General features: G+C 47.0%; 16 protein-coding genes and 6 pseudogenes. 19 read left to right on the top strand and 3 right to left on the bottom strand.

Annotated features, from left to right (window positions below; translation table 11 throughout):
* The first annotated feature begins 4 nt into the window (after window positions 1-4).
* The 5 genes and pseudogenes from ACLJR2_RS09990 to imm9 all read left to right on the top strand — a co-directional run bounded on the left by ACLJR2_RS09990 (window position 5) and on the right by imm9 (window position 2,890).
* Window positions 5-850 (top strand): hypothetical protein, encoded by an 846-nt coding sequence (locus ACLJR2_RS09990; RefSeq protein ID WP_001084940.1) that lies wholly within the window; start codon window positions 5-7, stop codon window positions 848-850.
* Between the two features lie 141 nt (window positions 851-991).
* Window positions 992-1,246 (top strand): annotated as a pseudogene (locus ACLJR2_RS09985) (RHS repeat-associated core domain-containing protein); the annotation flags it as partial.
* 314 nt (window positions 1,247-1,560) lie between these two features.
* A complete protein-coding gene (locus ACLJR2_RS09980; RefSeq protein ID WP_057521536.1) occupies window positions 1,561-1,980 on the top strand; it encodes a hypothetical protein in 420 nt (139 codons plus the stop codon).
* Window positions 1,981-2,021: 41 nt separating this feature from the next.
* Window positions 2,022-2,391, top strand: a pseudogene (locus ACLJR2_RS09975) (hypothetical protein); the annotation flags it as partial.
* Between the two features lie 31 nt (window positions 2,392-2,422).
* Window positions 2,423-2,890 carry an Imm9 family immunity protein gene (gene imm9 / locus ACLJR2_RS09970; protein ID WP_000343595.1) on the top strand — a complete coding sequence of 156 codons (468 nt, stop codon included), beginning with the start codon at window positions 2,423-2,425 and terminating at the stop codon, window positions 2,888-2,890.
* Between the two features lie 137 nt (window positions 2,891-3,027).
* Here the strand turns inward: imm9 and ACLJR2_RS09965 are convergent, their stop codons facing one another.
* On the bottom strand, window positions 3,028-3,318 hold the full coding sequence (locus ACLJR2_RS09965) for a SymE family type I addiction module toxin (protein WP_015632802.1): 291 nt from the start codon (window positions 3,316-3,318) through the stop codon (window positions 3,028-3,030).
* Here ACLJR2_RS09965 and ACLJR2_RS09960 point away from each other — a divergent pair.
* Both ACLJR2_RS09960 and ACLJR2_RS09955 read left to right on the top strand, forming a co-directional pair.
* Window positions 3,309-6,164 (top strand): annotated as a pseudogene (locus tag ACLJR2_RS09960) (RHS repeat-associated core domain-containing protein); the annotation flags it as partial. The gene ACLJR2_RS09965 and the pseudogene ACLJR2_RS09960 sit on opposite strands and share 10 nt — an antisense overlap.
* A gap of 1 nt (window position 6,165) precedes the next feature.
* Window positions 6,166-6,597 carry a hypothetical protein gene (locus ACLJR2_RS09955; protein WP_000778607.1) on the top strand — a complete coding sequence of 144 codons (432 nt, stop codon included), beginning with the start codon at window positions 6,166-6,168 and terminating at the stop codon, window positions 6,595-6,597.
* A gap of 66 nt (window positions 6,598-6,663) precedes the next feature.
* Here ACLJR2_RS09955 and ACLJR2_RS09950 read toward each other — a convergent pair whose 3' ends face one another.
* Window positions 6,664-6,909 (bottom strand): hypothetical protein, encoded by a 246-nt coding sequence (locus ACLJR2_RS09950; protein WP_000994222.1) that lies wholly within the window; start codon window positions 6,907-6,909, stop codon window positions 6,664-6,666.
* 136 nt (window positions 6,910-7,045) lie between these two features.
* On the opposite strand from ACLJR2_RS09950, the pseudogene ACLJR2_RS09945 reads away from it, so the two are divergent.
* From ACLJR2_RS09945 to ACLJR2_RS09930, 4 genes and pseudogenes are all read left to right on the top strand, one after another.
* Window positions 7,046-7,218 (top strand): annotated as a pseudogene (locus ACLJR2_RS09945) (RHS repeat-associated core domain-containing protein); the annotation flags it as partial.
* Between the two features lie 24 nt (window positions 7,219-7,242).
* Complete coding sequence (locus ACLJR2_RS09940; protein ID WP_124084119.1) at window positions 7,243-7,476, top strand: hypothetical protein; 234 nt, start codon at window positions 7,243-7,245, stop codon at window positions 7,474-7,476.
* Between the two features lie 871 nt (window positions 7,477-8,347).
* Window positions 8,348-8,815 carry a sugar tyrosine-protein kinase gene (locus ACLJR2_RS09935; protein WP_000828179.1) on the top strand — a complete coding sequence of 156 codons (468 nt, stop codon included), beginning with the start codon at window positions 8,348-8,350 and terminating at the stop codon, window positions 8,813-8,815.
* A gap of 316 nt (window positions 8,816-9,131) precedes the next feature.
* Window positions 9,132-9,410 carry a hypothetical protein gene (locus ACLJR2_RS09930; RefSeq protein ID WP_077677834.1) on the top strand — a complete coding sequence of 93 codons (279 nt, stop codon included), beginning with the start codon at window positions 9,132-9,134 and terminating at the stop codon, window positions 9,408-9,410.
* Window positions 9,411-9,541: 131 nt separating this feature from the next.
* Here ACLJR2_RS09930 and ACLJR2_RS09925 read toward each other — a convergent pair whose 3' ends face one another.
* Window positions 9,542-9,790 carry a SymE family type I addiction module toxin gene (locus ACLJR2_RS09925; RefSeq protein ID WP_023165496.1) on the bottom strand — a complete coding sequence of 83 codons (249 nt, stop codon included), beginning with the start codon at window positions 9,788-9,790 and terminating at the stop codon, window positions 9,542-9,544.
* Between the two features lie 31 nt (window positions 9,791-9,821).
* Here ACLJR2_RS09925 and ACLJR2_RS09920 point away from each other — a divergent pair, with 31 nt between their 5' ends.
* The 8 genes and pseudogenes from ACLJR2_RS09920 to ACLJR2_RS09885 form a co-directional block, all read left to right on the top strand.
* Window positions 9,822-10,040 (top strand): transposase, encoded by a 219-nt coding sequence (locus tag ACLJR2_RS09920; protein WP_086011246.1) that lies wholly within the window; start codon window positions 9,822-9,824, stop codon window positions 10,038-10,040.
* Window positions 9,974-10,585, top strand: a pseudogene (locus ACLJR2_RS09915) (integrase core domain-containing protein); the annotation flags it as partial. The gene ACLJR2_RS09920 and the pseudogene ACLJR2_RS09915, both read left to right, overlap by 67 nt.
* Before the next feature lie 717 nt (window positions 10,586-11,302).
* Complete coding sequence (locus ACLJR2_RS09910) at window positions 11,303-11,800, top strand: hypothetical protein (RefSeq protein ID WP_000800123.1); 498 nt, start codon at window positions 11,303-11,305, stop codon at window positions 11,798-11,800.
* A gap of 74 nt (window positions 11,801-11,874) precedes the next feature.
* The gene (gene safB / locus ACLJR2_RS09905) at window positions 11,875-12,615 is read left to right on the top strand and encodes a pili assembly chaperone SafB (RefSeq protein WP_000691916.1); all 741 of its coding nucleotides are present in this window, start codon (window positions 11,875-11,877) and stop codon (window positions 12,613-12,615) included.
* 23 nt (window positions 12,616-12,638) lie between these two features.
* The gene (locus tag ACLJR2_RS09900) at window positions 12,639-15,149 is read left to right on the top strand and encodes a fimbrial biogenesis outer membrane usher protein (RefSeq protein WP_000669314.1); all 2,511 of its coding nucleotides are present in this window, start codon (window positions 12,639-12,641) and stop codon (window positions 15,147-15,149) included.
* 21 nt (window positions 15,150-15,170) lie between these two features.
* Window positions 15,171-15,641, top strand: a complete 471-nt coding sequence (afaD, locus tag ACLJR2_RS09895; protein WP_000266937.1) for an AfaD family invasin — start codon at window positions 15,171-15,173, stop codon at window positions 15,639-15,641.
* A gap of 407 nt (window positions 15,642-16,048) precedes the next feature.
* Window positions 16,049-16,870 (top strand): polysaccharide deacetylase family protein, encoded by an 822-nt coding sequence (locus ACLJR2_RS09890; RefSeq protein WP_000119391.1) that lies wholly within the window; start codon window positions 16,049-16,051, stop codon window positions 16,868-16,870.
* A gap of 82 nt (window positions 16,871-16,952) precedes the next feature.
* A pseudogene (locus ACLJR2_RS09885) lies at window positions 16,953-17,190 on the top strand (PerC family transcriptional regulator); the annotation flags it as partial.
* Between the last annotated feature and the right edge of the window lie 383 nt (window positions 17,191-17,573).

The following is a 17,573-nucleotide window of genomic DNA, read 5'->3' as shown; positions in this document are numbered from 1 at the left end:
TATTATGAATTCAATTTATTATAACGAGAATACAGGCGATCTTGAAATACCGTTGGATATTCTATCCAAGGGAATATCTTATGCTGCAAAAAAGAAATTACATAACATAAAAATAGTCAGCCCAATAAAAAAAAGCAATGACAAACTTGATTTATCGCCATTGACTGAAAATGATAATATTCATTCACTTCATATTATTGATGATATCGATCTAAAAAAAATTGACTTATCGCCATTATATGAAATGAAAAATATAAAAAAAATAACAATGAAGTATTTAAAAGGAAGTATTGATTTTTCTAAATTTCAGAAGTTGGAAACTCTTTATATAACAAAGGCCGATGCCGAAATAGATATTTTAAATATCGATACCCTGGTAGATCTTTTACTGGTTTCAATAAAAAACACTAATTGTGAATTTATATCTTCGCTTAGGAGCTTGAATACGCTGAGAATAAGTAGTGTCAGTATAGAAACTCTATCTGGGATAGAGCTTCTCAGTAATTTAAAGTCATTAAAAATTACCTACTCCCCCAACGTTATTGATATATCAAGTATAAATAAAATAAAAACCTTATCTTATCTGCATGTTGAGAAGTGTAAAAAATTAACTGAATTTTCTTTCCTAAGGGATAACGAATCTATATGTGATCTTTTTTTGTCAGATGTTGATTCACTCTCTTTTATTCCAGAAATGAAAAGTATTAAAAATCTTAAATTTTGGAACTTAAAAGATGGAGATTTAAGCTATTTGCTTAACTCTTCGACACTTAAAACTGTTGATTTTCACCCCGATAAGAAAAGTTATAGTCACAGGAAAGACGAAATAAATAAGAAAATAGGTAAATGAGAGGGGGCAATTATTGATATTTGCCGGGAACCATTGAAATTTGCCCAGCCTTTTTATTACTTAACTTTCAGAGCACCTTCATGGTTCCAGTCGTAACGGGCCCCGGCACCCGCGATGGCGTTTCTCACCCCGGTACGCCGCCTGCGTGGCAGCGTGGTGTACAGCTATGACAGAAGTGGTTACCTGACTGGGCGCTCTGGGCAGATGTACGACCACCACCGTTATTATTACGATAATAATCTGTTCAGATATTATGCACCGGAGTGTGGACGGTTTATAAGCCAGGGCCCCATAGGGTTAGCGGGGGGAATAAACCTCTACCAATATGCGCCGAATCCGTTAAGCTGGGTTGATCCGTGGGGGTTAATTTCCAAAGATGGACGGTATCATGGACCTAAACCAACATACGAGAATCCAGGACATCATGAGCCATCCTCTGGTAAATTCAGAGGCGGCGGTTCTCAAACGTCAATATTACCGAGCAACGCTGAAGAATTGTACAAACATGCAATACCTGATGCAGAAGGCAAACATTGGTATGCGATGGATAAAGATGGCGTTATTCACCGATATGGTAATAGTAATGATGGAAAAGCTCACTGGAACGGTGATACATCCCAAAATAGAGGCGTCCCAGTACCTAAAGAGGTTCAGAGGAGGTTCGAACAGATGAAAAAAGATGGTTTCTTTAAACGCATTTGGGGATGCTAATGAATAATTCCTTTAAAATTAAAACATTCCTTTCGACAGATAAAAAATATTTGTTTTGTAATTGTTGTTTTTCGTTTGGTGATGTAGTTGTTGGTGATTATAATCAAGTTGTGTTAGCCAGCACATTAAGGCTCTCCTTGGAGGATTTACTCTTCAAATTAAGGAGGTATAAATCAATACATATCGATGAGTATAATCTTGCGGAAACCTTTTGTTCTATTTCAGATGACATAAAAAATTCTATTCTACCTACTTTTATTGAATCATTTGATGGGGATTTTGGTATATTGTGCTATGTTAATGGAAAGGAGTTTTTAATATTAAAAAAATGGCAGTGCTCGGATTTAATAAAAATAGAGATAAATAAAGATGCTTACATTAATTTGATTGTTAATGCATTGAAAGAAATTCCGATATAAATTTACTAAATAATTTTCATGCTAGATATGTATTGAGCTACGGGACGCAGGGCGGCGTGCGGCGGGAGACACAGCCGCGTGATGGAGGTGGAGGGTGAGCACAGTAAACGGACGTTCAGTTACAATCGGCTTGACCAACTGACGGAGGTGATACTGACGCCGACGGCGGCGGGGCAGAAACACGGAATGCAGGCGGACAGGGTGCGGCTGGGCTACGACCGCAGCGGCTGGCTGACGGCGGAGCACGCGGGGAACGGCAGCATATGTTATCAGCGCGATGCGCTGGGCAACCCGACGGACATCACGCTGCCGGACGGGCAGCACCTGACGCATCTGTATTACGGGAGCGGGCATCTGTTACAGACGGCGCTGGACGGCCTGACGGTGAGCGAGTACGGGTGCGACAGCCTTGTTGATTGTTGAATTTCTAATAGGTGCTTTTATGGATGAGAAAATCAGAGTTTTAATATGTACCGAAGTTCCACGTATTGACGATAATATTGATATGCGCTCTATATGGATGGAGCTAAACACTTATGTGAAGACTCTTGAGTCTAATATCAACCTTCAAGACTTGGGGGAGTGGAGGATTTTAATTAATGTGCTTGCTCAACGAACGGATGCAATCGGTGTTGCAAAGCGTGTTGCAAGATTTCCTTCCGACAAAGAGTATGTGATTTATATATCAACACCAATTCCAGATAACGAACAGGTAAGTTATGGTATTTCTAATGTAAAAGAAGCATTTTTTAAAGAAAATAACGAAAAATACTCCTACATTCTTGAGTCTGGTTTTGATAGTTACGATAATTTATATAATTATATGTTAGAGACAAGTAAAAAAACAATACATTGGATTCTTACTCGTGGTATTTCATATAATGGAATAAAAATAAAGCTACGGTCGTAACTCCAATCCGTAGATTTATGTAGGAATCCGTGATTCTGGGCAGGGTCTTTGTTGGCTATATTTTTAGTCGGTTTGTGAGCAAACCGTCAATTTGTAGTAACCATTGTAAATCCCGATTTATCACCGGGATCATTCAGTTATCTGCCACGTTTGATCACCGGGATATCCCCGGTATCATTCAGCGCCCCCGGAAAATTTTTCAACCATGCTTTAACGTTTCGCTGATTGATATAGGTCACGCTCATACCTTCAATACAGCCCCACAGTTTACGGGTATTTTGCGGCGTGATCACGACGCAGTCTTTCATCACCCGAATTTTCACAGGCATCCCGTTAATAAATCCGGCCTGCGCCATCCAGTCGCCGCATAAACGAACCGAGCGTCCTTCAACTCGTGAGTAAAACTCACAGTGGCTGAAATTCGGCACGGTATCAGCGCGAGTTTGCGTACGACGACAACGACTGCATGACGATGCACCGGGAGCCGGGCGGCGAACGGTATTACTACACCTGGGCGTGGTTTGAAGGCCCGGACGATGCGGCGTGGCGGGTGGCGGGCCATCATACGGACAGCGGCGAGCAGTACCGTCTGGACAGGAATCTGGCAGAACGTTCGCTGTGCGTGACGGATAGTCTGGGGCGTACGCGCTGCCACTGGTGGGATGCGCAGGGCCTGGTGACGGCGTACCGGGACGAGGCCGGGCAGATGACCACTTTCCGCTGGAGCGATGAAGAGCGGTTACTGCTGGGGATGACGGACGCGCAGGGCGGCAAATGGCGTTATGTCTATGACCGTCTCGGCCACCTGACGGAGACGCATGACCCGCTGGGCCGGGTTGAGCAGACGCAGTGGCATCCGGTGTGGCACCAGCCGGAAACGGAGGTGGATGCCGCGGGGGCGGCGTGGCGTTATGAGTATGATGAGCGGGGCAACCTGCAGGCGGTCAGCGACCCGCTGCACCAGCGCACGGTATACGGGTATGACCGGCACGGCCAGGTGGTGCGGATAACCGACGCGCGGGGCGGAGATAAATACCTGCAGTGGAACGAAGACGGGCAGCTTATGCGCCACACGGACTGTTCTGGCTCGCAGACGGCATGGTTTTATGATGAACGCACGCGGCTGGAAAGGGTGACGGACGCGGAGAGTAACAGTACGCGTTACAGCTATGACGGCAACGGACATCTGACGGAGGTCATGTTCGCGGACGGGCGTACGGAGCGTTACCAGCCGGATGCGGCGGGACGGCTGGTGAAATACACCAGCCCGGCGGGGCAGATAACACGCTGGCAGCGGGACGGCCAGGGGCGGGTGCGCAGGCAGACGGATGCGACGGGGCGCAGGACGGCGTATGAGTACGACGCTTACGGGCGGCTGACCACGCTCACGAACGAGAACGGGGAAAGCTACCGGTTCCGGTACGATGTTCTGGACCGGGTGACGGAACAGACGGACCCCGGCGGCAGCCGCCGGGTATACGGGTATAACGCGCTGAATGCGGTGACGGCAGTGATATACGGCGGGGAGCGCGGGGGCGAAATCCGCCACGGTCTGGAGCGTGATGCGGCGGGGAGGCTGACGGCGAAAACCACGCCGGAGACGCGCACGGAATACCGGTACGACGCGGCGGACCGTCTGCTGGAAATCCGCCGCAGGCAGCATGATGCGGCGGAAGGCGGAGAGCCGGAAGTTATCCGGTTCAGCTACGACAGTGCGGGTAACCTGCTGAGCGAGGAGACGGCGCAGGGCGTGCTGCAGCACCGGTACGATGTTCAGGGCAACCGCACAGAAACGCAGATGCCGGACGGGCGGACGCTGCGGTACCTGTACTACGGGAGCGGCCATCTCCAGCAAATCAACCTGGGGCGTGATGTCATCAGCGAGTTCACGCGCGACCACCTGCACCGTGAGGTGCAGCGGAGCCAGGGGCGGCTGGACACGCGGCGGATGTACGACCGGACGGGCCGGTTAACGCGGAAACTGACCTGTAAAGGAATGCGCGGTGTGGTGCCGGAGACGTTTATTGACCGGGAATATGCGTACAGCGGCCAGGATGAGCTGCTGAAAAAGCGGCACAGCCGGCAGGGGGTGACGGATTATTTTTACGACACGACGGGGCGCATCACGGCGTGCCGGAATGAGGCATACCTGGACAGCTGGCAGTACGACGCGGCGGCGAACCTGCTGGACAGGCGGCAGGGAGAGACCGCGCAGGCGGGTGCAGGCAGCGTGGTGCCGTTCAACCGGATAACGTCATACCGTGGGCTGCATTACCGTTACGATGAATATGGCCGGGTGGTGGAAAAGCGGGGCCGCAACGGCACGCAGCACTACCGCTGGGACGCGGAGCACCGGCTGACGGAAGTGGCGGTCATCCGGGGGAGCACCGTACGGCGTTACGGGTACGTGTACGACGCGCCGGGCAGGCGGGTGGAGAAGCACGAGCTGGATGCGGAAGGAAAGCCGTATAACCGGACGACGTTTTTATGGGACGGAATGCGGCTGGCACAGGAGTGCAGGCTGGGAAGAAGCAGCAGCCTGTATATCTACAGCGACCAGGGGAGCCACGAGCCGCTGGCGCGGGTGGACAGGGCGGCGCCGGGCGAAGCGGATGAGGTGCTGTATTACCATACGGACGTAAACGGCGCGCCGGAGGAGATGACGGACGGCGGGGGCAATATTGTCTGGGAAGCGGGCTATCAGGTATGGGGGAACCTGACGCATGAAAAAGAAACCCGGCCCGTACAGCAGAACCTGCGTTTCCAGGGGCAATATCTGGACAGGGAAACGGGGCTGCATTACAATTTGTACAGATTTTATGATCCGGATATCGGGAAGTTTATATCGGGCGATCCAATCTCGCTGAAGGGTGGAATAAACTTATATGCGTATGCACCGAATCCGTTAAGCTGGATCGATCCGTTAGGTCTTAAATGCTGGGATTCAGCCAGACGTGATTACTGGAAAGCAGAAGCTAAAGCTGCGCCAAAGGGCATGTATTCACCAGTAAATATGTTAAGAATGCGTTTAGGATTGGCTCCAAAAATAAGAGTTAGAGAGTTTCACTTTAAAACTCGAACAGAAAGGGTAAGAAATGTGTCATTGGAGTTGAACCATCGTCATTGGCCTCAACGTGATGGTAAGCATGTGGATATTCCATATAATCTTGAGAAAGTTACGCCCTGGGAACATGCCGCTAAGGATCCCTATAGATATCCGGGTAGTGAGTTACTTGAAATATTACAAGGTATTGGAAACTATAAGGGATTTTAAAATGAAACTAACTGAATTTATGCGATCAGATTTTTATTTGAGTTATCTTGATGATTTAGATAAGAAAATGCCAGTTAAAATTGATCGCGTCTCAATAGTGCAAGATATTATTCTAAAAATAGAACTAGATTCTTTAAATTATGCATCATTGACCTTATGTGATATAAAATGGCTAATTGAAAATTACAGATTTAAAACAATGCATTATATATTGAAAAAACAAGTAAAATATACTGAACCAGATGGCGGCAAGGATAATATTGTCAATCTAGCACCTAAGGTAAATTTTCCTATTGGTCATCTGATTGAATATTATTTATTATCGAAAAGACCGAGTGATTTGCTTGAGTATGTAAAAAAAATTCGGATTCCCGGCCCTAATAAATATGTAAAGGAAATTGAAAAGATATTTTCTGAAATACAAGAATCATAAGTTAAAAAGCCGGAAAGAAAATTAAATCTTCCCGGCTTTTTGTTTATTTAATCCCCGTTCAGTCCACTAAACAATCATGTCCCACATCCCCTTAACTACCTGTTCAGCCTGATAAAGCTGTTCGCACAGCTTCTGCACCTCGTTACCGTCCGCCATTAGCACAATACACCCGTCCGAAATCTTCACCGTCACGCTGCGCCCGGTCTCAAATCCCGCTTCTTCCTGGCAGTCGCCGCTGGGGATTTGTGAGTAACAGGCGGTCATGCAGGTTTCGCTGTTGATGTGGCGGACGCTGACGCCGGAGGCATTCATATTTGCTGACTAAATAAATTCTTATTTATCCGCCGGATGCTGGCTGATTGTGGAGCTCAGGGTGAGTGAGTATGGGCGCGACATCCTGGCACCGCGCCTCCCTCTCCCCGGCCAGTACCGGGCGGTGATGAGCAACCGGCTACCGGGGCCGTATTTTGACGATGAAACGGGCCTGCATTAAAATCTGTTCAGATATTATGCACCGGAGTGTGGCAGGTTCGTCAGTCAGGCCCGACAGGGCTGAAAGGGGGATTAAATCCTTACCACTATCCGTTGAATCCCGTCATAGATATAGATTCGCTGGGATTGTTTACATGTGAAATATGTAGTCGCATGATAGATGAGACTAATAATAGTCTGGATAGTCTTCCATTTAATCCGGCAAAAATGTTAACGGCTAGTTTAAATATAGCTAATTCTGCAAGATTGCACACAAGTGGGGTAGCCAAACTCGGGATAGGTATTGCTGCTGATGGATTTATTACATTGTCTCCAGTGGGCAATGTTTCTCTGGCAGGGGGGAATATCACATTAGCAACTGCTTCATATAACAGGGCAAATTTATGATTATCAGAATCACTTAATGAAACCGACAAGGATAGGTGCTGCAAAAATTTATTAGGTGTATTGCCTTATAGTGAACAGTTTGACGATCCAGATGAGCCATCAATTAGCGATGTGTATAAAGAGAAATTCCATAACATGATGGATTCTCCAATGAATTTCATCAAAAAGATAGGGACATTGATGTTTGATGAATATGATTAATAAAATATCCATGTTGATCTTTATTATTGGAAGTGTAATCGCGATAATATGGATGTTATATGCCACTTTATCGAAAAGAGGGATGTTTAGAGATAATCTTAAAAAAATAATCAAGATAATATGTGATTTATTTTGGGGGATAGGCTGATAACTCTGAGTAAAGAATATCAGAGACTGTACATGAAATTATTAATCCTTCGTTGAATAAAAGCCGGGAAATCATTATGGGCGGATAACCGCATCACGGAAGATATGCAGTAACTGTACCGGTATGACCGTTACGGGAGGCTGACGCCAGAGCAGATGGCGGGGTAACTGGAGCCGGAGTACACACCCCAAAGGAAAGAGAGGTTTGTGCGTATTATTCATTGTGTGATCATAGCGGTACAGGTACTTCTGCTGGTTTGTTATTCACACTATCAGCCCCTGATGCTGATTTATCACCAGGAATATCAGAGTCTGGAGGGGATTCTTATGGGGCACTTCTTGCGGGAGTGGCTTATACAGATGCTCGTAATAAAAATGATAGTTATAAATATACAAAAGGTGTGAGTATGGGACCCGGATTTGGAGACTGGGGGGAACTCACATGCTCCCGGCATTCGAGGTGTCTATCGGAGATTTTCGATCTGATGGATAAGGAATATGATTGGTTATCAGGTGAATTCAAGTGAAAAGAAATAGATTTTTTCTATCGTTACTATTTATGGTGTTGATTGTGTTGTTCGTTATTCTATTTTTTACATGGTTAGGTAGAGAGAATATTAAAAATGATAGCGCTATTCGAGAAGTTGCGAAAGAAGAAGTTGATAAGCTTTTTTCTCTTTATAATAAAGGGGAGTATGCTGAGATATATGATTTGTCATGTGACTCTTTCAAAAATGCCTCTGCGAGAAAAGATTTTTTAACAGTTATGGGAACTAAAATGAAAATACTCGGTGAATTTAAAGGGCGAAAACTTCAATATAGTAATGTCATTAATTCAAAATCCGTGGGGTTATATTATAGAGTGGACTATATTAACTATTCTTTAATTGAAGAATTTAACTATATTAAAAATGATGGACAAAAAATATGCTTGCAAGCAATGTATACGGATGATGCGGGGAAACATGGGGAGGTAATTAAATTACATTAATGTGTGATAACTCCAGTTAGAACCTATCCCAATGCGATGAAGAATTGGGGCTGTATTATAACTAGCGCCGTTTCTATAATCCGGGACTGGGAAGGTATATTACGTAGATCCAATAGGGCTGAAAGGGGGATGGACCGATATTATTATCCTCTGAATCCTATTACAGATAGTGATCTTCTTGGTCTTATTACTTGTGGTACTGATAGAGATGATCCTGGCAAGTTATTAAGATGAAAAATGGTTGAAAATAATTGCGTTAGTGAATGCTCATTTATGTCTTTACCTACAAAAAGTAACGGATTTGCTTGCTGGAATTGTGTTAACGAATGCAAATAAAATCAAGGCTGTTGATGTTTTTACTACAGGAATAAGTATGGTTAACGATAAGGATACAGCTATATTAATTAGTGATTTAATGTTGAGATTCGGTAAGGAACTTGATGAATCTGTTGCTGTTGTTCAGTCCCGTTGTGATGAGGATGAATTTAAGGTATATCGAGAAGCGGTTGGTTTGATCATGGGTGAAATGCTTATTAAAATAATGAATCCATTATATGAAAAACATCCAGAAATAAAACCAAAAGGATTGAAATAAAACATCTGGAACCGGATGAATAATGTGTAAAAGCCGGAGGGGTTATCTTTTCCCGGCTTTTTATTATCAATTACTCATTAACTCCTGTTCCGTTCTTTTGCGTTTAATCACCGGAATATCTCCGGTATTGTTCAGCGCCCCGGAAATGTTTTTAACCACTGTTCTGCACTCCGTTTATTAATGCGGGTTACGCCCATCCCTTCAATACAGCCAAAGAGTCCGTGGGTATGCTGCGGCGTGATCACGATGCAATCCCTCATTACCCGCACCTTGACGGGCATCCCGTTAATAAACCCCGCCTGCGGCATCCATTCACCGTACAAACGAACTGAAAGTCTCTCAATGCGTGAGTATGTAAGTATCCCGCATAATCGAGCCATTCACATTTAGAGATCATCCGACATAATCAATATGCCAACGCAGGAGATCGCTGTGCGTAAAGCCCGTATTACTGCGCACCAGATCATCGCTGTGATTAGATCAGTCGAATCCGGACAGACTGTTAAAGATGTCTACCGGGAGGCCGGTATTTCTGAAGCCACCAGGGACAACTGGAGGTCTGGATACGGCGGCAGGGATACGCGTGGAATCACAAAAGGCTCCACCGTATTTACTGTCTGCTCAAGCTGAATTTTCGCCGTAAGGGTAAACAACGGCTGCCGGTACGCAATCCCTCGCCACTGGTCACGCCGGAAGCGCTGAACCAGAGCTGGTTTATGGGCGTCGTTTTCGCACGTTCAATGTTGTTGATGACTGTAATCGTAAAGCGTTGTCGATAGAAATCGATCTGAATCTGCCAGCTCTGCGAGTGGTCCGTGTACTCGACAGGATTACAGCAACCGCGGTTATCTGGCCATGCTGCGTATGGATAAGGGACCGGAATTTATCTCGCTGGCACTGGCTGAATGGGCAAAGAAACATGCAGTAAAGCTGGCGTTTATCCAGCCGGGTAAGCCGAAGAAAAACGTTTTCATCACGCGCTTTAACCGGACATACCGTACAGAAATACTCAATTCTTATCTGTTCAGAACGCTGAATGAGGTGCGGGAAATTGCGGATAAAGGTTTATCAGAATATAACTGCGAACGTCCATATGAATCGCGGAACAATATGATGCCGGAGGAATACCGCCAATAACGTTATCTGGCCGGAATCTTAAAAATGCATGGAACTAAAACGGGTCTATTTACAGGGGCACCTGCGATGAATTTCGCTGCACTGAAAAGCGATACCGGATGAGAGCTGCTTCAAATTAATGTGCCATGTTCACGGGGAGGTGGTGCGACGTTTGCATAATCCAGCAAGAACTGAAAGGAAGGGGAGAGCTTTTTCATGCCTGTATAATCAGTCTGGCCTGTGTCAGTCAGCTCTTAGTGTTGAGACTCTCGTTGGAGCGTTATAATTGCTTTTCCGTTTCGGAAAACAAGATTTTCCATTAAAGATCTTCCCTGCGAGGAAAAGTTAACTAATAATCTTACCGTCGAGTTAGGAGATGTATGTTTAAATATAAACAATGTTGCAACGATGCCTGATAATTATCCTCTCTTCGAAGATAAGTTTCCCACACCCAGTGTGGTGGGTGTCATTGTAATGTTATCACTTGAATGTAAATGGAAGGTATAGTTGCTTTTTGACTAGTATTCTATTCCACCCTGACAACACGATGTTAACATCAACACTGTTTATATTGGCAATAACGCAATTTTTTTCAGATTAAGAGGTGCTCTGATATATAGATTTTTATAACATTACTTATTTGAATTGGTAACAAACACCAATAAGTACAAGCTGTTATTACCAGCCACGGATCTTTCCATACGGTAAGATTTGTTATTGCATCATAACATTCTGGATGTGCGATTTTAACTTAGTTTTAAAGAGGTTTATTTTCAATGAAAAACGTAAAAAAATTAATTATCGCAAGTGCATTAAGCATTATGGCTGCTAGTTGTTATGCCGGCTCGCTCGTGCCGAATACAAGCACTGGCGTGTCGGCGGATGTAAATTTCAGTAATCCTGGACAACTACAAGCACAGCTTACTCCAGTGTCTGGCTTGGTGGCAGGGCCTCATAAGGGTGATGAGGCTATTGCTATGCTTTCGGTAAGCGGTTCGAGCAAACAATACGCGGTAACGGGAGATTATTCTAAACCTGAAGTAGTGGGCAACGACAGCGATGTGTGGACGGTAACTGGTAAAGGTGGTAATACCATTAAAGTTAACTTTGGGGGGGTAGGCTGTGCCAATAAAGGTTCATTAGTGGATGGTGCTTCGCATAAGTGGTGGGTATATAACATGGCAGATAAAGTCGCTGTGAAATTGTCTGGATCACAAACGGTAAAGGCTGATACTTATCCAGTGACGCTAAACATAGCGGCGTATCAAGCTTAATAGTAAACAACTTTTATTGCGCCTTATTAAGGCGCAATAAATATCAAGTCATACATTTTTTTATAACTTGTAATATGAAAATTATTAGTTTTGGTGTAATGGCGGCTGTTTTATTCGTCTCTAATTCTATAACTCCTCCAGTGTATGCCTCTGAGCAGAAATTAAATTTAAACGCTAAATCATTCAGCGTGAAGCTGGGGGCTACACGGGTGATTTATCACGCTGGTACAGCTGGAGCCACGCTCTCGGTGAGCAACCCGCAGAATTACCCTATTTTGGTTCAGTCTTCAGTCAAAGCAGCAGACAAAAGTTCGCCTGCTCCCTTTTTGGTGATGCCGCCTCTATTTCGTTTAGAAGCGAACCAGCAGAGTCAACTGCGTATTGTCCGTACTGGTGGTGACATGCCAACGGATCGTGAAACTTTACAGTGGGTCTGTGTAAAGGCGGTACCACCCGAAAATGAACCGTCGGATACACAGGCTAAGGGCGCGACCCTTGACCTCAATTTGTCCATCAACGTCTGTGATAAGCTGATTTTCCGCCCGGATGCCGTGAAGGGGACGCCGGAAGATGTTGCAGGAAATTTAAGATGGGTGGAGACGGGCAACAAACTTAAGGTGGAGAACCCCACCCCGTTTTACATGAATTTAGCCTCCGTCACAGTAGGGGGAAAGCCCATTACAGGGCTTGAGTATATCCCCCCCTTTGCTGACAAAACACTAAATATGCCAGGTGGCACTCGTGGTGATATCGAGTGGAGCGTTATTACAGACTTTGGTGGTGAAAGTCATCCGTTCCACTACGTCCTTAAATAAATCTAGGGGCTTAGCGGCAGAATATGAAGTTCAAACATCCTGCCTTGCTACTGTTTATCGCGGGAGTAGTTCACTGCGCAAATGCGCACGCTTACACATTCGATGCATCGATGTTGGGCGATGCAGCGAAAGGGGTTGATATGTCGCTCTTTAACCAGGGGGTACAACAGCCAGGGACTTATCGCGTGGACGTGATGGTGAATGGTAAACGTGTCGACACCCGTGATGTGGTGTTCAAATTGGAAAAGGATGGGCAAGGAACGCCTTTTCTGGCTCCTTGTTTGACGGTCAGTCAGCTTTCACGCTACGGCGTAAAAACGGAAGATTACCCTCAGTTGTGGAAAGCAGCAAAGACCCCAGATGAGTGTGCGGATCTGAGCGCCATTCCACAGGCTAAAGCGGTACTGGATATCAATAATCAGCAACTGCAACTGAGTATTCCTCAGGTGGCGTTGCGTACGAAATTTAAGGGGATCGCTCCTGAAGATCTCTGGGATGATGGTATTCCGGCGTTTCTGATGAACTACAGTGCGAGGACAACGCAGACGGATTACAAAATGGATATGGAGAGGCGTGACAACTCTTCCTGGGTACAACTGCAACCGGGAATCAATATAGGTGCGTGGCGTGTCCGCAATGCGACCAGCTGGCAGCGGAGTAGTCAACTGTCGGGGACGTGGCAGGCAGCATATACCTATGCTGAGCGTGGACTGTACTCACTAAAAAGTCGTCTGACTCTGGGGCAAAAGTCTTCGCAGGGGGAGATATTTGATAGTGTGCCATTTACCGGTGTGATGTTGGCATCGGATGACAACATGGTGCCCTACAGTGAGCGGCAGTTTGCTCCGGTAGTGCGTGGGATTGCCCGCACGCAGGCTCGGGTGGAGGTCAAACAGAATGGTTACACCATTTACAACACCACTGTGGCGCCCGGACCGTTTGCACTGCGGGATCTGTCGGTAACAGACAGTAGTGGTGATCTGCATGTCACCGTGTGGGAGGCCGATGGCAGTACACAAATGTTTGTGGTGCCGTATCAGACCCCGGCGATAGCACTGCACCAGGGATATTTGAAGTACAGCCTGTTGGCGGGCCGATACCGATCGTCAGACTCTGCAACGGATAAGGCGCAGATCGCGCAGGCTACGTTGATGTATGGTCTGCCGTGGAATCTCACTGCATACGGCGGTATACAGAGTGCAACGCACTATCAAGCTGCATTGCTTGGTTTGGGGGGATCTCTCGGGCGGTGGGGGAGTTTATCTGTCGATGGAAGCGACACACACAGTCAGCGTCAGGGGGAGGCGGTACAGCAAGGAGCCTCCTGGCGACTGCGTTACAGCAACCAGCTGACTGCGACGGGGACAAATTTTTTTCTGACGAGATGGCAGTATGCCTCGCAGGGCTATAACACCCTATCCGATGTGCTCGACAGTTATCGACATAATGGCAACCGTCTATGGTCGTGGCGGGAAAATTTGCAGCCGAGCTCGCGTACTACCCTGATGTTGAGTCAGTCATGGGGGAGGCATTTGGGCAATCTGAGTTTAACCGGTTCCCGTACCGACTGGCGTAATCGCCCCGGTCATGATGACAGCTACGGACTGAGTTGGGGAACCTCTATCGGAGGGGGCTCGCTGTCATTGAACTGGAATCAAAACAGGACGCTGTGGCGCAATGGCGCGCACCGTAAAGAGAACATAGCCAGCCTGTGGTTCAGTATGCCATTAAGCCGCTGGACGGGGAATAATGTAAGTGCTAGTTGGCAGATGACTTCACCATCACACGGTGGTCAGACGCAACAAGTGGGGGTCAACGGAGAGGCATTCAGTCAGCAACTGGATTGGGAGGTGCGTCAGAGTTACCGTGCCGATGCCCCGCCAGGTGGTGGTAATAACAGCGCATTGCACTTGGCATGGAATGGGGCTTACGGCCTGTTAGGTGGTGACTATAGCTACAGCCGGGCGATGCGCCAGATGGGAGTCAATATCGCGGGAGGTATAGTTATCCACCATCATGGTGTGACGCTGGGGCAACCTTTGCAAGGCTCAGTGGCGCTGGTTGAAGCGCCAGGGGCCTCGGGGGTGCCAGTTGGCGACTGGCCTGGCGTTAAGACGGATTTTCGTGGCGACACCACAGTGGGCAACCTGAACGTCTATCAGGAGAATACAGTCAGCCTCGATCCGTCGCGACTACCGGATGACGCAGAGGTCACACAAACCGATGTGCGCGTGGTGCCAACCGAAGGGGCGGTGGTGGAAGCGAAGTTTCACACTCGCATCGGGGCCAGGGCACTGATGACGCTGAAACGGGAAGATGGTAGCGCCATTCCTTTCGGGGCGCAGGTTACAGTCAATGGGCAGGATGGCAGTGCTGCTCTGGTGGATACTGATAGCCAGGTTTATCTCACTGGTTTGGCGGATAAGGGCGAACTGACGGTGAAATGGGGAGCACAGCAATGTCGGGTTAACTACCAGCTACCTGCCCACAAGGGAATCGCGGGCTTGTATCAAATGAGCGGTCTCTGCAGATAGCCGATTCTGAAGGAGAGAATAATGTGGATGAAAATACAGCGAGTGAAAACGGTTATCTATAGCGTAAGCTTACTGGTCGCTGCCAGTAGCTTGATGCCGATAGCGAACGCCGCAGAAAAACTTCAGACAACGCTACGTGTAGGGACTTACTTTCGGGCCGGGCACGTGCCAGATGGGATGGTGCTTGCGCAAGGCTGGGTGACTTATCACGGCAGTCACAGCGGGTTTCGGGTATGGAGCGATGAGCAAAAGGCGGGTAACACGCCTACCGTATTGCTGCTGAGCGGGCAACAGGATCCTCGCCATCACATTCAGGTTCGCCTGGAGGGCGAGGGGTGGCAACCAGATACGGTGAGTGGTCGTGGCGCCATTTTAAGAACCGCTGCAGATAACGCCAGTTTCAGTGTGGTCGTTGATGGCAATCAGGAAGTGCCTGCGGACACCTGGACGCTGGATTTTAAGGCCTGTGCATTGGCGCAGGAGGATACGTAGCCGTCTGTTCCACTCATACTTCCTGTATCAGTGAATAAGGCGAATACTGTATATCAGGTTCGAGGATGTATTGAAAATTTACTCAAGGCAAATATGGTTAGCAATCTTCATTGCAGAAAAATCAATTGCTGATTGATTTTAAAATCTGAAATTCATCTTTTTTTGTAGGGAGAGGAATATTATGTTTCGTAAAATAATTTAACGGACACTGATGCCTTTATTATTTTCTGTTTTGTGGATTTGTTTGATTCACTCTTTTGTGAGCGGGGCTTTATAAGCCCTTAGTATAAGGTTTGTTTATCTGTCAGGTATTCATATGTGATATTTAAGATTTTATGTTTAGGGGGCTTTTTCTTGTCCCCTCAGGCGTAAAAATAATTTATTTTTTACATAAAGGAATAAAGCATATGTCTTATGCACGACATTTACCGGTATTAATGTATCACCATGTCAGTGATAAACCCGGACAGATAACCTTATCTCCCCGTACGTTCCGGGCGCAGATGAAATGGCTGGCTGAATCTGGCTGGAAAACCGTTACTGCTGCAGAGGTGGAAGCTTTTTATCATGGTGCAAGATTGCCTCGTAAAAGCGTCATGCTGACCTTTGATGGCGGCTGGCTGGATAACTGGTTGCAGGTTTTTCCGGTGCTGCAGGAGTTTAATCTGCATGCGCATCTCTTTCTTGTGACCAGTTTGATCAGTGACGGACCGGTCCGTATTCCTGCAGGCGAACCGGTGTACTCTCATGATGAGTGTCAGATGCTGGTTAAACAAGGCCGGGCTGATGAGGTCATGCTGCGCTGGTCAGAGGTCCGGGAGATGCACCTCAGTGGCCTTGTTGAGTTTCACTCGCACACGCACACCCACCGACGCTGGGACCAGAAACCTGTGTCCCGTAATCCGTCGGATTTGCTTCGTGTCGATATTCTTCTTAGTCGTAAGCGGATGAGGGAGATGCTGGGTTATTGCAGTCAGCATCTGTGCTGGCCTGAGGGCTGGTATTGTTCTGACTATATTCATGTGGCTGAAGAGCTGGGGTTCACATACCTGTATACCACAGAAAGGCGTATGAACAATCCAGTCATCGGTTCACAGCGTATTGGTCGTATCAACACAAAGGAGCGAAAGAATGTGGGCTGGCTGAAACGTCGTCTGTTTTATCACACCACGCCCGGATTTTCTTCGCTGCTGGCCCGGCATAAGGGGGCACGTCGGATAGCTGACTGAGCCGGAGACCAGGATGAAAGTGCTGCATACCGAATCCTCCCCCATCATCGGCGGGCAGGGATTGTAGGCTATATCCCAAATGATGGTGCTGATTTTGAGCAGAAATAAGATAACACCGGAGGCCGTGATAGACCCGGTTGCGCAGAATCTGGAGGCAGCAGGTCACTGGCGCAGGGCTTCTACCCGCTGGCTTTTGGTCATGGGAGATTTTGAATGTACAGAGGCCCAGCGGGAGTGGTTGTTGTTGCGCCGGAATTATTGCCTTGCGCAGATATCTTCCCCTGGCACCAGTAAAGCTGGATATCAGCGACGTGACGAAATGAGAGGAGCCTGCACATAGGTTTATGTTTTGAGTAAGCGTCTTATTTAAACCGTCTGTTCTGTTTCCTCCACTTTCACAAATAATGTCGAACCGGGTGGGGGGGACTCAAGTAAGAATAATCTGGCGATGTTTTGCTTGTTTCCACGGGATACTTTGTTAGGTGAACGATACAATTAATGCGTTCCAGACTGCGTCACAGAAAAGGACAATGCCTTTGCAGAACGGGCGCATGACAATGAACCACTTTATTATTGGTATCTGGTTCGGCGACAACCTTGACGATCACTTCCGAGATAGGGTATTTACACTGAGTGGTAAACAGGTTCAATTAGTAACCGGAGATGGATGCAAAATCATGATCGATTCAGATGCTATTTTGCA

The sequence above is a fragment of the Salmonella sp. SAL03688 genome, from assembly GCF_046551895.1.
Classification (GTDB): domain Bacteria; phylum Pseudomonadota; class Gammaproteobacteria; order Enterobacterales; family Enterobacteriaceae; genus Salmonella; species Salmonella enterica.
This window is presented reverse-complemented; position numbering and strand designations above follow the sequence as displayed.

What these genes read in the sequence shown, in the direction of transcription:
- afaD (WP_000266937.1), top strand. Translation starts at nt 15,171, where the DNA reads ATGTGGATGAAAATACAGCGAGTGAAAACGGTTATCTATAGCGTAAGC.
- ACLJR2_RS09890 (WP_000119391.1), top strand. Translation starts at nt 16,049, where the DNA reads ATGTCTTATGCACGACATTTACCGGTATTAATGTATCACCATGTCAGT.
- ACLJR2_RS09955 (WP_000778607.1), top strand. Translation starts at nt 6,166, where the DNA reads ATGAAACTAACTGAATTTATGCGATCAGATTTTTATTTGAGTTATCTT.
- ACLJR2_RS09910 (WP_000800123.1), top strand. Translation starts at nt 11,303, where the DNA reads ATGAAAAACGTAAAAAAATTAATTATCGCAAGTGCATTAAGCATTATG.
- safB (WP_000691916.1), top strand. Translation starts at nt 11,875, where the DNA reads ATGAAAATTATTAGTTTTGGTGTAATGGCGGCTGTTTTATTCGTCTCT.
- ACLJR2_RS09990 (WP_001084940.1), top strand. Translation starts at nt 5, where the DNA reads ATGAATTCAATTTATTATAACGAGAATACAGGCGATCTTGAAATACCG.
- ACLJR2_RS09950 (WP_000994222.1), bottom strand. Translation starts at nt 6,909, where the DNA reads ATGAATGCCTCCGGCGTCAGCGTCCGCCACATCAACAGCGAAACCTGC.
- ACLJR2_RS09940 (WP_124084119.1), top strand. Translation starts at nt 7,243, where the DNA reads ATGATAGATGAGACTAATAATAGTCTGGATAGTCTTCCATTTAATCCG.
- imm9 (WP_000343595.1), top strand. Translation starts at nt 2,423, where the DNA reads ATGGATGAGAAAATCAGAGTTTTAATATGTACCGAAGTTCCACGTATT.
- ACLJR2_RS09920 (WP_086011246.1), top strand. Translation starts at nt 9,822, where the DNA reads ATGCCAACGCAGGAGATCGCTGTGCGTAAAGCCCGTATTACTGCGCAC.
- ACLJR2_RS09900 (WP_000669314.1), top strand. Translation starts at nt 12,639, where the DNA reads ATGAAGTTCAAACATCCTGCCTTGCTACTGTTTATCGCGGGAGTAGTT.
- ACLJR2_RS09980 (WP_057521536.1), top strand. Translation starts at nt 1,561, where the DNA reads ATGAATAATTCCTTTAAAATTAAAACATTCCTTTCGACAGATAAAAAA.
- ACLJR2_RS09925 (WP_023165496.1), bottom strand. Translation starts at nt 9,790, where the DNA reads ATGGCTCGATTATGCGGGATACTTACATACTCACGCATTGAGAGACTT.